The sequence below is a fragment of the Flavobacterium sp. GQ95 genome (assembly GCF_059758655.1).
Genome location: NZ_JCAXEB010000008.1, coordinates 108,042 through 123,662 on the forward strand (window position 1 = coordinate 108,042; position 15,621 = coordinate 123,662).

Genomic DNA, 15,621 nt, shown 5'->3' on the forward strand with positions numbered 1-15,621 from the left:
TTCCAAAAAAGTAATTTTAATACTTCTTTTTTTTATTTTAATAAATCAAAAATAGCTTTTGAGAAATTAAAAGACAGTAGTAATATTGCTTTTAATCTAATTCAGATGGCATACATTCAACAAATGAATGGAGATTATTATGGAAGTAAGGAAACGTTGACTGATGCTTTGCCGTATATCCGAAAAGATAAAAATTATCTTGCAGCTGTAAACAATTTTTTCGGCATTGCTGATAAGGAGCTTTCTCTTTATGACGATGCAATTTATTATTACAATGAAGCATTAAAAGGTGTGAAAGAAGAATCATCAAAGCAAGCTCCTTTAAATAATATTGCAGTCGTTTATATTCAGCAGAAAAAATATGACAAGGCAATAAAAATCTTAGAATCACTCCTAAACAAAAATTCATCACCCGCTAAATCACCAACAAAAAGAAAACTTAGAATTTTAGACAATCTCGGGTTCGCTTATTTTAAAAAAGCAATGAATCAAAAAGGACTTTTGTTAATGCTAGAAAGTCTTACTCTAAGAAATCAACTTGGGGATTCTTACGGAAGTATTGAAAGTTGTTTACATTTAGCCGAATACTATTCAAAAACCGATGCCAAAAAATCGAATGAATATGCCCAATTGGCTTATCAAAATGCTACAAAACTTAATAGTGTTGATGAACGATTAGAAGCCTTATCGTTTTTAATGACAAACAATTCTGGTAACAATACAGTATACGCTCAAAAATATGTTTTTTTGAATGACAGTATCATCAAAATCAGGAACAACTTCAAAAATAAGTTTGCCAAAATTAAATACGATTCGAAAAAAGAGAAAGATGAGAATCAAAAACTTCGTTTAGAAAAAGCGGAGAATTTATTATCACTTCAGGAAGCAAAATATCAAAGGATAGTGGCTGGAATCGGGATTATCTTTTTGATTATTGTAATAGTAATTCTGATAAGATATTACAGAAACAAAAGCAGAATCGAAAAAATAAAAACGTCGTACGATACTGAAACCCGAATTGCAAAGGATATTCATGACGAACTCGCTAATGATGTTTTTTATGCCATCACTTTTGCACAAACGCAATCCTTAACAAAAGAAGATATAAAAGAAACTTTACTACAAAAACTTAATCATATCTATACACGTGTTCGTGGCATTTCAAGAGAAAATAATACTATTGAAACCGGAACAAATTATTCAGTTCAGTTAAAAGAAATGCTTTCGACCTATAATAGCAACAATACAAATGTTATTATAAATAGTATCGAAAAAGTAAATTGGGACACCATTGATGATATTAAAAAAATCACCACTCATAGAGTGTTGCAGGAATTGATGGTAAATATGAAAAAACACAGCGAAGCTCAGGTAGTGGTTTTAAAGTTTGAAAGTACTGCAAATGCTATCGAAATCAATTATACAGACAACGGAAAAGGCTGCGAAAAAGATCAAATTATAAAAAATGGCTTACAAAATATGGAAAACCGTATTCTGGCTATAAAAGGAACTATTACTTTTGACTCTGAACCAGAAAAAGGATTCAAAGTAAAAATATCCATGCCTAAATAAATGCCTATGTTTAAAAAAGTAATAATAGCCGAAGATCTGGATGCCATCAGTTTAGGAATCGAACAAGTCTTAAAAGATTTAGATATTGTCGATTTTCAACATTCAAAATATTGTGATGAAGCTTTTCTGAAAATACGCGCGGCTATAAATAAAAATGAACCGTATGATTTATTAATTAGCGATCTTTCCTTCAAGACAGATCATCGTGAAGTAAAAATTACTAATGGTGACGAACTGGTTCAAAAAGTACGGGAATTACAACCTGATATAAAAATTATTGCTTATTCGGTTGAAGATAAAAATTACCGTATTAAATCGCTTTTTGACCATGCTGAAATTGATGCTTTTGTATTAAAAGGTCTTAACAGTATTGAAGAATTGAAAAAAGCAATTCATATTACTTCAACTTCAGATCAAAAATTTATATCACCTGAAGTTGCTTCTGCACTTCAGGAAAAGAACAATTTTGAAATAGATGATTTAGACATTAAAATTTTAAAACATTTAGCATCCGGAACTCCACAAGATGAAATCATACAACTCTTTAAGGACTTGGGTATAAAACCAAACAGCAAAAGTGCCATGGAAAAAAGACTTTCTAAATTGAAAGATTTTTTCAAGGCAAATAATACCATACAATTGATTTCTATTGCAAAAGATATGGGGATTATTTAAAATCTCATTACTGCACAATTTTCAAAGCTCCTTCGGGAGCTTTTTTTATTTCTGAAAACTAATTTTACGATTATGGATTTCCGTAAAATACTGATTTTAAATAGGTTTAAGTTTGAATTATAAATTAATTAAACATTAACTAAAATCAAAAAATCATGGAATATAAAGTAGTACCATTCGCAGCTTCAATCGATCTAAAGAAAAATTCGTCAACACAAATCGCAGAACAATTAGAAAGTTTGATTAAACATTATACTGAAAAAGACTGGCAATATTGTCCGCGTAGAAAACATAACAACTTTTGTTCACGCAGAACTAGGATGTTTTGGAATTGGAGCAAGACCCGCTCAAACACTTTTTACCCATTTGGTTGTCTTTCAAAAATAGATGAAACATTTAATATTATTTGCTATTAAAATGTATTGGAATTGCATCCCTCCTTCTAAAAGGAAAAAATGCATTTTTAAAAAATCCTGTTCCAATTATGTTTTTGAAGTAACTCAGAAAGAAGGTTTCATCAACGGATTGAAAGCATTTCGTTTTCGATTTCAAAATTGCAGAGGAAACTTTCAAATTTTCAAAAATCCAATAGATAACAAAATACTAATGATTCTTCCTTCTCAAATAATAATTGAAAAGGAAGAAATTGCTGAAAGATTAATCAATTAAAATCAAAAATTATGAAAAATTATTATGTAAATAACACCGAACAAAAAAATGGAGATCATGAAGTTCACACCGATGAATGTCCATATTTTAAAGTTATTGTTAGTAAAAAGTACTTAGGTCTTTTTTCGAGCTGTAAACCTGCAGTTGACGAAGCAAAAAAAACTTATCCACAATCTGATGGATGTGCATATTGCTGCTCTGAATGCCATAAAAGATAATTATCTCATGGGCTTTCGATTTCAAAAAAGAATCAGACTTGGAGGAGGACTCGGATTAAACATTAGTAAATCCGGAATTTCTCCAAGTTTAAGAACTAAGATGGGAACATTTAGTAGAAACGGTTATTCTGTAAAAACAGGTATATCTGGAGTGAGATACCAAAATAGTGGCTGTATCGTATTAATTGCATTTACAGGAATCATAACATTTTTAATTTTCACACTAAAACATTTATAATCATGGGATATAGAAAAGGATATTATAAAAAAGACGGAACGTATGTTCAAGGGCATTTCGCTAATACAAGATCCAAATCTTATACAAAGAAAAATAGCGGATGCATACTTATTTTTTTACTATCAGTCTTAATAGGATCTGTAATTTCTTGCTCAGAATCATCGGATACCTCAGATAGTCCAAGCTCTAATTGTCCAACCAAAACTTGCGGTGATTTTTCATCTCAAGCTGCAGCACAATCTGCTTATAACAGCAATAAAACCTGTTATAAAAACTTAGATTCTGATGGCGATGGAAAAGCATGCGAAAATTTAAAATAAACAATTTAAACAATGATAACACTAGAACTAAAAAGTCATTTTCTAAGATTATATCAAATGGCATTATCAGATGATCGATTTGATGTATTAGAATTGCAAATGATGTATCATTTTGCCGACGAAAGAGGAATTCCAAGAGAAGAATTGGATAAACTTTTTCTAAATCCAATTAATACAGAGCTAATTATTCCTGAAGATTTGAATACCCGAATCGAATACTTATATGATTTTACAAGAATCATTTGGGCGGATGAAAAAATTACTGATGATGAATTAAATATGCTTAAAAAGTATTGCAGGAAATTTAATTTTTTGGATGAAAACATTAACGAGCTTTCTTCTTATCTCATTGATTGTGTTCAGAAAAACATACAGAAGGAAGAAATTATTAGTCAACTAAATTCTTAAGTTATGAAATCACTTACACAATTATTCAGCATAAAAAAAACTGAAGATTCTCCTGTCAAAACTTTTGATGACAATGAAGAAGACAGAGAGCAAATAAGAATAACGTATTATCAAAGCGGGTTTGTAGCATCAGTAAAAGCAACCGGAAAACCTATTGTTTTAAAAGCATGTCTGCAAAATCTCTATATGAGTTTTGAAGATCAATGCCGCAAACAAAAACTAGAACAGGACAGGTTAAAACAACCGTACAGGGAAGAACAGGAAAAAAACAGAACGGAGCTTAAAAAATCTGAAGCTGCAATAGGAATCTTTGAAAAGAAGGAACAGGATATTAATGATGAAATCGATCAAATAAAGAGTGATATTATTGAAGTCAAACGCAATCCTGATAAATACGGAATCGAAGACGGTAAAGGCTTAAAAGCCCAATTTTATATTGGTTTATTTCTCTTATTACCGATAACACTTTATCTATTAGTCTTTTATATCTCGGCATCTTACTCTGCTTTTTTCAAAGAGTTTGCCAATGATAGTTTAACGGCCGCCATTTTTGATGCAAATGCCTTAACCAATTCTTTTAAAGCAAGCTGGCTTGAAGGGGTTTTGGTCATTACGATTCCGTTTGTATTTATGGGATTGGGTTATGTAATTCATATGGTTCAAAAAGAAAAAGGTATCAAAAACATCATAAGAATGATAGGCTTATTTATTACAACCTTTTTATTTGATGCTCTTTTAGCTTATCAAATTGAAAAGAAGATTTACGAGTTTAACAAAACAACAGATTCTTCTCCTTATAACTTAAATATTGCATTAGGCGAAGCTGAATTCTGGATGATCATATTCGCAGGATTTGTAGTTTATATTATTTGGGGACTTGTTTTCGATTTTGTAATGAAAGAATTTGAAAACATTGATAAAATCAGGGCTTTCATCAGAGGCAAAAAAGAAAAACAAATAGATTTAGATAAATTGAAAGTTGATGTTATTGCTAAAGTCAATGATTTTAAACAACAGGTAGTTACACTCAACGGAAAAAATTCAGAATTGCAATCTAAAATTGATGGCTTTGTTTTTCCTGTAAAAGAATATCTGCATTATCACCACCAATATAAAGAAGGTTGGTTCCAGGCCATTAATACGGAAATAGCTTTACCGCACAAAGAGAAAGTTGAGTTGTTGGAAGGTTGCGAAAACTTATCCGAAGAACATCTTGGGAAATTAAATTTAGTTGATCCCGATTTTCAACATTTAGTATATTCTAAAAACTGATATTATGAAAAGCATTTTTAAAACCATTTTAATGGTTATACTATTAGTTTCTGTTTTTTCATGCAAACAAGAATCTGATAAAGAAGAGAACGAAGTTTCCATTAAAAAACCTGGTGCAGAAAATTTTAACCTCAGCATCCTAATCGATTTATCAGATAGAATTAGCCTTAAAAAGAATCCAAATCCAACGATGGAATATTATCAAAGAGATTTAGGTTATATAAAATCTGTTTCTGAAACTTTTACACAGCATTTAAAAGAAAAAAGGATACGGCAAATTGATGACAAAATGCAATTGTTTTTCAATCCGGAACCTTTAGATCCAAAAATTAATTCAATCTCAAAAGATCTAAGAATTTCAATTGATAAAAATAATGCATCAAAAGATTTTCTAAATTCTATAAATGCAAATTATGCTGCCCAAACTTCAAAAATTTATAACTCTGCCATAAAAGATGATAATTATATAGGATCTGATATTTGGAGTTTTTTCGACAATAAAGTAAAAGACCAATGTATTGAAAATGGATATCGAAATATACTTATTGTACTTACTGACGGTTATCTATTTTATGATGGCACTTTGATAAAAGAAAAAAACAGGAGTACTTATATTACTCCGGAACTTATCCGCAAAAATGGATTGAATACCCAAGATTGGGAAAAGAAAATAAAAGATCAGGATTTTGGATTCATTAAAATAAATACTGATTTATCTAATCTCGAAGTTTTAGTTTTAGGAATAAATCCGAGTAAAAGCAATCCCTACGAAGAAAAAGTAATTAAAGCATACTGGACTAAATGGTTTACCGAAATGAATATAAAACATTTTGAAATTAAAAATGCTGACCTGCCTTCTAACATGGGAAAAATTATCGAGGATTTTATATTAAAGAAAGCGGAGTAAATAATCCCGTATAACTACGCATTTAGAAAACATCAGTTCCAATTACTTTTATCGGGCATTAAATACTTTACACAACGTCTATGCTAAAAAACTACTTACTCACATTTTTCCTATTAGTTATAGTTTCCTGCGAAAAAGCAGCTGCTCCGCCTCCTCAAAAAATAAACACATTTTATAAGGAGGTGATTACGGCTGATGACCGCAAAACTATTACTCCGGAAGAAGCCAAAACCTACCATGTAGACAATATTTATCAATACAAATACAGAACGGGGAATTCTGGACATTATGAGTATAATTATGATGTAAAAGGAATAAACTGCACTAATGATTCTGTTTTCGGAAACATAAACGTTTCAGGAAAATATGGTGCCGGAATATTGAAAAATGATTCCATTGCTGATCTTGAAATTAATACCGAATGGATTGCTTTTGGAAAATTAAAAGCGACTGATAAAAAAGGAAATGAATACCAATTAATTGTCAAATAAATAAAGCTCCCCAAATGAAATATAACCTACTCTTTTTATTTATTTTCCTGACCTCTTTTCACCCTGTTGAGACCAAAGTGTATATCTGCGGTCCAACGGGTGCAAAAAAATACCATTATAACGAAAACTGCCGCGGACTCACCGCATGTCGTCACGTCTTAACCAAAGTACCCCTTTCGCAGGCGCAAGGCTACGGATTAACACTCTGCGGTTGGGAAGACTAATATCTTTTTAATCTGTTTTTAAATCTCTTAACATTTTCATAATCTTAACATTACACTCAATTCATATTAGTTTTATTAATTTGAATAAAACTAAACGTCATGAAATTCTTCAATCTAAATTTTCTGGTTTCATTCAAAGAATGGCTTTTTCTAAGAGCAATGCATTCTACTTTCCTTCACTAATAAATTTATTAGTTTTAAATAAATTTTTAGTTTTAAAATAAGGAAAGTCAATTGAATGAATAAAGTTGAGAACTCATTTTTGCACAAAAACCAATTTGGAGACGATTTCTTGTGGGGTGTTTCTACCGCCGCTTTCCAAATTGAAGGAGCTCATGATGCCGACGGAAAAGGTTCTTCGATCTGGGATGTTTTTACGTCTCAAAAAGGAAGAGTCAAAAATGGCCATCATGCCCTAACAGCTTGTGATTTTTATAATTCGTACCAAAACGATATTGATCTTATAAGCCAATTAAATATTCCGAATTTCAGGTTTTCTATTAGTTGGCCCCGAATTATGCCAACCGGAATTCATCCTGTAAATCAGGCTGGAATTGACTACTACAACAAAATCATCGATTCATTGCTCGAGCAAGGTATTGAACCCTGGGTAACACTTTATCATTGGGATTTACCGCATGCGCTTGAAGTAAAAGGCGGATGGACCAATCGTGAATCAGTTTCCTGGTTTTCAGAATATGTTGAAGTTTGCGCCAAACATTTTGGTGATCGCGTTAAAAACTGGATGGTCATTAATGAACCTTCTGTTTTTACCGGAGCTGGTTATTTTCTGGGAATTCACGCTCCCGGAAAAAAGGGGATTACCAATTATCTAAAAGCCATGCATCATGTAACATTGGCTACGGTTGCCGGTGCAAAAATCCTTCGAAATAATGTTCCCGATGCTAATATCGGAACCACTTTCTCCTGCACCCATATTGAGCCTTTTTCTCAAAACCAAAAAGATATTGATGCCGCAAATCGTGTTGATACTTTACTGAACCGAACTTTTATAGAACCGCTTTTAGGTTTGGGTTATCCGCAGGAAGATTTGCCCGTTCTTAAAAAACTGAATAATTATATTAAAGAAGATGATCTAAACAATCTGGCTTTCGATTTTGATTTCATCGGATTGCAATGTTATACGCGAGAAGTCGTAAAAGCTTCTTTACTGACTCCCTACATTGGTGCCGAATTAATCAGTGCAGAAAAAAGAAATGTCATCGCCACTGACATGGGTTGGGAAGTCTATCCTCCTGCCTTGTATCATATTCTAAAAAGATTTAATAGTTACGAAGGCATCCGAAAAATTATAATTACGGAGAATGGTGCCGCTTTTCCTGACACGGTTACGAATGGAAAAGTTTACGATATCAAACGTACACATTTCATTCAGGATCATTTAGAACAAATTCTGAAAGCCAAAGAAGAAGGCCTGAATGTCGATGGTTATTTTGTCTGGAGCCTTACTGATAATTTTGAATGGGCCGAAGGTTACAACGCCCGATTCGGATTAATTCACGTTGATTTTGAAACACAAAAAAGAACCATCAAACAATCTGGTTTATGGTTTGGCGAATTCTTATCCCCAAAATAAAGATTTAGAACTTAAATACCATCATTATGGAAATCAATTGGCTTATCATTTCAGCAATAGTAATCGGAGTCGCTGTATTAGTTTATTTTCTAATCAAACAAAATAAAAAAGACCGTAAAAAGATCGAAGAAGAGTTAAACTATACTAAAGAATCTGAAGAAGTAGAGATTAATAATGATCTTAATTTATAAGGGTTTTTAGGAGCTAATCACTCATCCACTGTTTATTGCTACATGTGGTTTTGCGTTAAATTGACTTACATTTTAGTTATCCAAATCATCCCAAATACAAAACTTACTTTCAATTAAGCGGGTGCCCAAATACATTTTAGTTAGTAGCTGTTGGTGTTACTTTACTTTTCTAATTCTCTTTCAAATCCCATTTTAATTAATGACTTTTCTTTTTCATTCAATTCTCTGCCTTTATATTTTACGAAAATTTCAAGGACATCATCGAGTTTTTCAATTCCAAGCTCATAGTTTGTTTTTCCCCATTTATACAATGCAATTTCAATATTTGAAGCATAAATACCAGGTTTAATTTGTGAGCCATTATATTCTTTACCTTTTATCGGGGTAAAAAAATCTAATTTTCCACCTTCTTTGGTTTCTTTCAAAATAAAAGCTTCAGTTTCGGCTTGATTGAGTTTACTTTCGTTTTTAAAAGTCTGACAAAAGGTTTTAGTTGAAAGTAATAAAAGTAAAAGTAGAATTTTTTTCATTGTTTCTTATTTAGTGAATGATTGGTTAAAATACGCCAACGTTCTGTTACTACATTGGGTTTGGGACTAAATTAAGCCCATTATTCGGATTTGCCAAACATACCTAATACAAAACTAACTTCCCATTAAAGTCAATTACCTAAATCCATTGTAGTAGCTATTATTGGCAGTATTTATTTCTTTTCTATTTCTTTTATTGAGTCTGGTGGAATAAATTCCCATTCTTTATTTTTATCTCCAATTATAAATACATCTCCAATATTTCTTTTATCATCTTTTTTGTAGTAGAACGTGTTGGCATCAGCAGATTTAAAAACTTCGGAATGCTTATAGACATTATTTTGGTCAACAGCAAAATAGAAATATTCAGGTCCATCAATTACTTTAAAACTTGTTCCATCAGCATTTTTAATTAATTTTCCACGAAAAAAAACATTTATACTGTCTGTTGCATAATCTTTTCCTAAATATTTGAATCTTTTTGGGTTAGCATTTTCCACTATTGTTTTTCGATAGTAACAAACTTCACAATCTTCATAATCTATACATGAAATTTCTATTGGATAATACACATGATTATTATCTTTTGCGTATTTAGTACCAGCCAAAACTTTAAATGATTTTACGTCAATGCCACTCAAAGGTTTTACATTACAGGCTATTTCTCCTCCAAAAATTGAATCTCCAATTTTAGTATATTCATCAACACTTTCCTTATTACCGAGCACTGTCCATTCTAATTTGCCCTTAAGTTCTTTTGTTCGATCTATTATTCCTTTTGGTTTAAAATAGTTAGTTTGATTTTTACAGCTAGCCAATATAAACATAATTGAAACAATAATGATGAATGTGTTTTTCATAGGAGGATTTCTAATATTGCCACTGACGCCCTGTTACTACAGCACGTTTTATATTAAATTAAGCTGTTGTCAATCTAAATAGAATAAGATTTGGATTATCTTCGACTATATCATCCAATTTCTTAAAATTTAATTTATGAAGAAGTTTAGTTGAGGTTTGATTGTTCTTGTGTGTTAGTGCATCTATCGTTTTTAGCTCAAGAGTTTTAATTGCGTATTCTATAACCTTCTTTGCAGCTTCGATCATAATTCCCTCACCATGGTATTCGGAAAGAAGCTCATATCCAATTTCACATTTCTTTACATCATCTAAGATGTCAAATAGACAAATTGTACCTATTAGTTTATCTTCGCCAGTCTTTGTAATGGCCCAATAAAAAAGTTCCCCGCTTTCATTTTCAATTATATTGTTAATGAAATTTAGGGCATCATCTACTGTTTTGCTAGGTTTTCGGTCAAGGAATTTATTTATTTCTTTGTCCGAGCGTAATTGCAATATTTCGTCAGAATCTTTTTTTGAAAGCCTCCGAAGCGTCAACCTTTCAGAAACCAATATTAGGGAAGTTTGCAAGTTCCTGTTCATTTTTTGTTTTTTTCCCTATTAAACCTAATGTCCAAATCCATTGTAGTAGCAGTTAACGGTTCGTTATTCTTTTTCCTTCAATACTTTTAAGGGTTATGCCCTAATAGTTGTTTAAGTTTTAAGAAAGTACTTTGCCACCCTTTTACATAGTCATGTTTTGAACCGTTTCCAAAATTCATATGTTCAAACTGCATTTTCGTTGATTTACCCTCTTCAGTTAGCAACAAAATAATAAAAGATTCTACACTGGGTTCGCTTTTCCAATGCCAGGTAAATGTTAGCTTACTTAATTTTTCAATCTCGATATAAATGCCATGACAAGTATGTTCGGTCTGGTCGGTATCTTTAAATACTACTTCAAAACTACCGCCTGGCCCAACATCTAGTTTTGCACTTAATACTTTTCCTTCTGGATCAGATCCAAACCACTTCATTATGACACTAGGTTCGGTCCATGCTTCCCACACTTTTTCAACCGAAGTATGAATTATGGTTTCGATAAATAGAGCGTCTTTAGATGTTTCCTTGTCCATAATTTAAGTTACTAATAATAAACATTAAAATTAGAGAAACTGCCTGCTAAAATGACCGCCAACGTTCTGGCACTGCAGCGGATTTGGGACTAAGTACATTCTTCGGATTTTCAAAATCATGCGAAATACAAAACCAACTTTTCATTAAGCCTAATTCCCAAATACGTTTTAGTAGCTGTTATGCAACGTATTTTCTATTTAGTTTTGCAATATACTTCCATATTTGGTAAACCTGGAGGATTACTTTTTCCGTCAGAAACTAAAACCAAAATAAGTTCATTTTCATTAATTTTAGTTATGCGTGAATTTGTTTTGTTATTAATTGAAAGGTCAATGCATTTTTTCTTTTCATTAAAAGTCCATTTTCCTTTTTGTTTAGTTTTTTCTTTGATTACTAAATAGGAATTATCAGGATTAAACTCGAATTCAAATGCAATATTATTAGGCAATTGATTTATTCTGATTCCATTCATCATTGCATAATCTGCTTTCCAAGTTTTACACAAAACTTTGTTCAAGTCGGCTTTGGTTTGTGATACATTTTGAGCTTTTGAGTTAAAGGTTATTCCAAGAAACAAGCCTAATGTTAAGTATAGTATTTTGTTCATTTAAAATCTAGATTTCTATTATTTCCGTTTAGTTTTTTCTAATATGTCGAACAACGTTCTGGCACCACAGCGGGTTTGGGACTAAATTAAGCCTATTGTTTTCTAATCTACATAACCTTCATAACCTATTTCTTTAAGACTATAATTCTCAAATTTAAAAATGAATACTGATGTTTCTTCTGAATCTCCAACTTTTACTATATTAGAATTCAATTTTGTCTTTACTATTTTTTCAAAATCTTTTTTATGGATTCCAATTTTTATAGACTTTGCCAGTTCAAATTCTGAATTGAGAATTTTTGCTTCAAATATCCATTCTTCACTTACCGCTTTGTATGATTTAATATTGATTTTATCAAATTTAAAAGTTTTAATTGTATCTATTACATTGTCTACATGTCTATTATTAACCAACTCTTTTTCAATTGTGAATTTTGGGTCTTTGACAAGCACATTTAAATCAGATTCCATTTTGGCTAATAAAGTATCGTTTTCAATATATTGCTCCTGAATAACTTCTTTTTCAATTTTCTTAACGGGATTTTTCTGTTCCGAAGAATCTTTACTTTCTTTTCCTTTTTGGCTGCAGGAAATTAATAGTAATAAAAATGTAAAATATATAAAGAGTTGTTTCATGATTTATCTTGGAATTATATTTGACCAAATTATATTTTCCTTTTTCTGCAGTTCTCTAAAATCAAATTCATTTTTAGTACCAGATACTTTCATTAAGTTGAAGCCGATTTTGAATTTTATTTCAGAAGCATCAATTGTCTGACTTATTAATAGTTTAATTTCAACTGTTCTTGATTGTCCTGGTGCAAGTGTTAAAATTGTTGGGATATTTTTGTCACATTCGTTTCCTTCAACTTGCAATTTATTACTATCAACCGAATAAAAGTCTTGCCACGAACAAGACATACTGTAATATCTTAATGTATCTTTAGTATTGTTGGTGAGAGTTGAAGGAGTTATCAAAAATGTTTGTTTGTCCCCTTTTACAACTTTTGCTTTTATGATTTTCAATGTATAATTCTCTTTTTTTGTCGTCTGAGAAAAAGTGACGCAGTTGAAAAGCAAAACAGCTATTGTCAAATATTATTCTTGTCATGTATTCTAGAAGTTGTTGCACGTTCGGTTTTATTCATTTTCCATACCAATTTCCTCAATTCTGTTTTCCGTTTCTTTGACATCATTTTTAACCACTAAAAAGGTTAAAATAATTCCTAAAGCAATTAAAAATGAAGAGTATTCTTTAAATGGTTCAACACGCAAATATTCTGGAATTAACGGATTTTCACTTGGGCTTCCTATTTTCGTAATTAATAAGCATAATCCAATACTAAAAGTTCCAATACAACTTAATAATATAGTAAAGTCAACTTTTAATATTTCTGTCAAACTATTTATTTTTCTTTTAGATTTTATTAGTATTCCTATAAATGAAATTGATGAAATTAAAAAATAATCAAGAGTATTTATATCAATTACAAAAAAGTATCCTGTTTTGTTTTGTATAAATTCAGCAAGTCCAAAAACAGAAGTTGGTCCTATTATAAAATTCAAAATAACGAATAATACAGTAGATATTGATATTACTATGTAAAGTTGGTTTTTATTTAAACTGTTTAACACCTATATGTTTCTTTATATTTGAAATAAATCATCTCTCACTGAAATCTAAATTTATATTGCTGTTTTAAAATGCCAATATGAATCTTGCCATTCTCTTTTAAGTGCGCTGTCAAAAGAATATATCTTTCTTCGGGATACTTTATATCATAACTAAAGATCGTATCTTTTACTTTAACCTGAAGCAGATGTTTTCCCTCACCTGATGTTGACAATGCTACTGTTTCATACGAAGGCATTGCATTTGTTGCTTTAAGGTTAATTTCCTGAACTTTCTTTTTATCCAGAAGTACTTCCAGTTTTAAATTATCAAGTTTCATATTCGTTGGCTGTTCAAACGAGACAACATATTTTTTACAACCGAAAATACAGAAAACAATTAATAGTGTTAGGAGCTTTTTCATAAAAGATGTTTTTAGTTAACAGACATCAAAATCTATTGTAATGTTTTATAAATATAAATAATTTTATTACAAGTCAATTATCTATAAAAAAGCGAGTTTTTATCGTCTTTAAAAATCATTAATCTACAGTCAAAAAATTCCAAAAAAATACGTATTTAGAGCAAAAAAAAACGTCATTTCCCGTATATTTACTAGGTTTATTGGTTTATTTTGCTTATCTTTATTATATAAATAAACAGATACTATATGCCAAAAAACAAACTTTTTCTACTCCAAAATTTATTCTTTCCTGCATTTTATTTTTCGAAATGCTTCCCACTTCCATTTAGAAACTTTGCTTTCTAATCTTTTTTCTGCACAAAATATAAAAGCGCAGAAGACACCAAAGCGACAGCTCCAATTCCTATCGTAATTATTTTTCTCGGATATAGTTTCTGACCTATTTTTTTAGAAAATATAGACGCAAGATTAAAAAAAGTATTTCCTTTTTCAGGATGTTCTTTCGACTCTTCATTTTCATTTTTCACTAAACGCTCTACCACTATGATTTTCTCCTCAATTTCAACAACTGCATTTGCTTTATCAGCAATTTCAATCTGTTTTGCTTCTTCAATTCTACATTTTTTATCAAACTTTTTAAAAGGGCGCGGTTGAAAATCAACTATGACTGCCGCCAGATTTATTGCATCAATATTCAATGGATCTGTTTCACCTTTAAAAAAGGTTTCAATAGGCCTGAACTTATCTTTTTGTTCCTTAAACTTATTCTTTTTGGTATGATCAAAATCTAAACAAAATAAATTTCTGAAAACATTTAAATCATCCTGAGTTGGGTTATTCTCAAAAATAAGCCAGCACAAATCGCGGAGTTTACCACGAGAAGGGCTATACAAGTAATCAAAGTACTCTCCTTCTTTTTCTGTCTCATATTTAATTTTAATCGCTTTTTTATATTCTTCTAAAGTATGACTGTGCATGATATCTTTTTTTGTTTTAGCATTTTTTGGGAATCTCAGGAAACGCGGGAATTCTGGGAATTCCCTATTTACAATGGCTTAAAAGCGCCTTTACTTTACCATAGAAATTAGTTCACGTTTTATCTGCAGATTTAACAAAAATAGAAAACTAGTTCAAATTAACAGTGTGGAAAACCGTAAGAACGAATTTATTCGGGAAGTATAAATAACTTCTTACAGTTCTACACAATTTACTTCCCAAAAATCAATTTGGTATTGCCATAAACAAGCTCCGGATAAACTCTGGACAGCAATTTCATCTATTTTTTAATAGTCCACGACAACCTTTTTATGATTTTTTGCATCTATTATAATAAAGCCCAGGTTGATTTTACATTCAGGTAACATGTTCTAACAAACCTAAATTTATTGTCCATTCTATTTTGTTTTAAGGATTTCCTGGGAATCTCAGGAAAACGCGGGAATTCCGGGAATCCCTTATCTACAAAGGCTTCAAAGCGCCTTTACTTTGCCATAGAAATTAGTTCACGTTTTATCTGCAGATTTAACAAAATATAAAACTAGTTCAAATAAACAGTGTGGAAAACGTAAGACCGGGTTTATTCGGGAAGTATAAATAACGTCTTATAGTTCTACACAGTTTACTTCCCAAAAAGTCAATTTGGTATTGCCATTAACAAGCTCCAGATATACTCCGGACGGCCATACTCAT

22 protein-coding genes are annotated in these 15,621 nt (G+C 31.0%); 12 read left to right on the plus strand and 10 right to left on the minus strand.

All coding sequences use genetic code 11. The annotated features are described in order from the left end of the window. Nucleotides 1-105 precede the first annotated feature (105 nt). The 12 genes from AC6CH4_RS16035 (at nt 106) to AC6CH4_RS16090 (ending at nt 8,782) form a co-directional block, all read left to right on the plus strand. Nucleotides 106-1,572, plus strand: a complete 1,467-nt coding sequence (locus tag AC6CH4_RS16035) for a tetratricopeptide repeat-containing sensor histidine kinase (protein WP_498104678.1) — start codon at nt 106-108, stop codon at nt 1,570-1,572. Between the two features lie 6 nt (nt 1,573-1,578). Then, nucleotides 1,579-2,247 (plus strand): response regulator, encoded by a 669-nt coding sequence (locus tag AC6CH4_RS16040; protein WP_498104680.1) that lies wholly within the window; start codon nt 1,579-1,581, stop codon nt 2,245-2,247. A 155-nt stretch (nt 2,248-2,402) separates the two neighbouring features. Continuing rightward, entirely contained in the window at nt 2,403-2,663 is a 261-nt protein-coding gene (locus AC6CH4_RS16045) for a hypothetical protein (RefSeq protein ID WP_498104682.1), read from the plus strand. Continuing rightward, nucleotides 2,635-2,916, plus strand: coding sequence for a membrane protein insertion efficiency factor YidD (gene yidD / locus AC6CH4_RS16050; protein WP_498104684.1), 282 nt, complete (start codon nt 2,635-2,637; stop codon nt 2,914-2,916). Before AC6CH4_RS16045 ends, yidD begins: the two co-directional genes overlap by 29 nt. Before the next feature lie 144 nt (nt 2,917-3,060). Then, on the plus strand, nt 3,061-3,372 hold the full coding sequence (locus tag AC6CH4_RS16055) for a DUF4236 domain-containing protein (protein ID WP_498104686.1): 312 nt from the start codon (nt 3,061-3,063) through the stop codon (nt 3,370-3,372). Nucleotides 3,373-3,374: 2 nt separating this feature from the next. Continuing rightward, a complete protein-coding gene (locus tag AC6CH4_RS16060) occupies nt 3,375-3,692 on the plus strand; it encodes an excalibur calcium-binding domain-containing protein (RefSeq protein ID WP_498104688.1) in 318 nt (105 codons plus the stop codon). A gap of 12 nt (nt 3,693-3,704) precedes the next feature. Further along, a complete protein-coding gene (locus AC6CH4_RS16065; RefSeq protein WP_498104690.1) occupies nt 3,705-4,100 on the plus strand; it encodes a hypothetical protein in 396 nt (131 codons plus the stop codon). 3 nt (nt 4,101-4,103) lie between these two features. Beyond that, a complete protein-coding gene (locus AC6CH4_RS16070) occupies nt 4,104-5,372 on the plus strand; it encodes an ABC transporter permease (RefSeq protein WP_498104692.1) in 1,269 nt (422 codons plus the stop codon). A 4-nt stretch (nt 5,373-5,376) separates the two neighbouring features. Further along, nucleotides 5,377-6,279, plus strand: a complete 903-nt coding sequence (locus AC6CH4_RS16075) for a hypothetical protein (RefSeq protein WP_498104694.1) — start codon at nt 5,377-5,379, stop codon at nt 6,277-6,279. A gap of 80 nt (nt 6,280-6,359) precedes the next feature. Then, on the plus strand, nt 6,360-6,770 hold the full coding sequence (locus tag AC6CH4_RS16080) for a hypothetical protein (RefSeq protein ID WP_498104696.1): 411 nt from the start codon (nt 6,360-6,362) through the stop codon (nt 6,768-6,770). Between the two features lie 462 nt (nt 6,771-7,232). Continuing rightward, nucleotides 7,233-8,591, plus strand: coding sequence for a GH1 family beta-glucosidase (locus AC6CH4_RS16085; protein WP_498104698.1), 1,359 nt, complete (start codon nt 7,233-7,235; stop codon nt 8,589-8,591). A gap of 26 nt (nt 8,592-8,617) precedes the next feature. Continuing rightward, nucleotides 8,618-8,782, plus strand: a complete 165-nt coding sequence (locus tag AC6CH4_RS16090; protein WP_498104700.1) for a hypothetical protein — start codon at nt 8,618-8,620, stop codon at nt 8,780-8,782. Nucleotides 8,783-8,943: 161 nt separating this feature from the next. Here the strand turns inward: AC6CH4_RS16090 and AC6CH4_RS16095 are convergent, their stop codons facing one another. From AC6CH4_RS16095 to AC6CH4_RS16140, 10 genes are all read right to left on the minus strand, one after another. Further along, the gene (locus AC6CH4_RS16095) at nt 8,944-9,312 is read right to left on the minus strand and encodes a hypothetical protein (RefSeq protein WP_498104702.1); all 369 of its coding nucleotides are present in this window, start codon (nt 9,310-9,312) and stop codon (nt 8,944-8,946) included. A 173-nt stretch (nt 9,313-9,485) separates the two neighbouring features. Continuing rightward, on the minus strand, nt 9,486-10,172 hold the full coding sequence (locus tag AC6CH4_RS16100) for a DKNYY domain-containing protein (RefSeq protein WP_498104704.1): 687 nt from the start codon (nt 10,170-10,172) through the stop codon (nt 9,486-9,488). A 58-nt stretch (nt 10,173-10,230) separates the two neighbouring features. Further along, nucleotides 10,231-10,755, minus strand: coding sequence for a GNAT family N-acetyltransferase (locus AC6CH4_RS16105; protein ID WP_498104706.1), 525 nt, complete (start codon nt 10,753-10,755; stop codon nt 10,231-10,233). 86 nt (nt 10,756-10,841) lie between these two features. After that, nucleotides 10,842-11,288: an SRPBCC family protein gene (locus tag AC6CH4_RS16110; protein WP_498104708.1), complete on the minus strand. Its 447-nt coding sequence runs from the start codon at nt 11,286-11,288 to the stop codon at nt 10,842-10,844. A 194-nt stretch (nt 11,289-11,482) separates the two neighbouring features. Next, on the minus strand, nt 11,483-11,896 hold the full coding sequence (locus tag AC6CH4_RS16115; protein WP_498104710.1) for a hypothetical protein: 414 nt from the start codon (nt 11,894-11,896) through the stop codon (nt 11,483-11,485). 102 nt (nt 11,897-11,998) lie between these two features. Beyond that, nucleotides 11,999-12,532 (minus strand): hypothetical protein, encoded by a 534-nt coding sequence (locus AC6CH4_RS16120; protein WP_498104712.1) that lies wholly within the window; start codon nt 12,530-12,532, stop codon nt 11,999-12,001. A gap of 3 nt (nt 12,533-12,535) precedes the next feature. Continuing rightward, a complete protein-coding gene (locus AC6CH4_RS16125) occupies nt 12,536-12,922 on the minus strand; it encodes a hypothetical protein (RefSeq protein ID WP_498104714.1) in 387 nt (128 codons plus the stop codon). Between the two features lie 114 nt (nt 12,923-13,036). Beyond that, on the minus strand, nt 13,037-13,462 hold the full coding sequence (locus AC6CH4_RS16130; RefSeq protein ID WP_498104716.1) for a hypothetical protein: 426 nt from the start codon (nt 13,460-13,462) through the stop codon (nt 13,037-13,039). 104 nt (nt 13,463-13,566) lie between these two features. Then, a complete protein-coding gene (locus AC6CH4_RS16135; RefSeq protein WP_498104718.1) occupies nt 13,567-13,932 on the minus strand; it encodes a hypothetical protein in 366 nt (121 codons plus the stop codon). 341 nt (nt 13,933-14,273) lie between these two features. After that, a complete protein-coding gene (locus AC6CH4_RS16140; protein ID WP_498104720.1) occupies nt 14,274-14,909 on the minus strand; it encodes a hypothetical protein in 636 nt (211 codons plus the stop codon). Nucleotides 14,910-15,621: the final 712 nt, after the last annotated feature.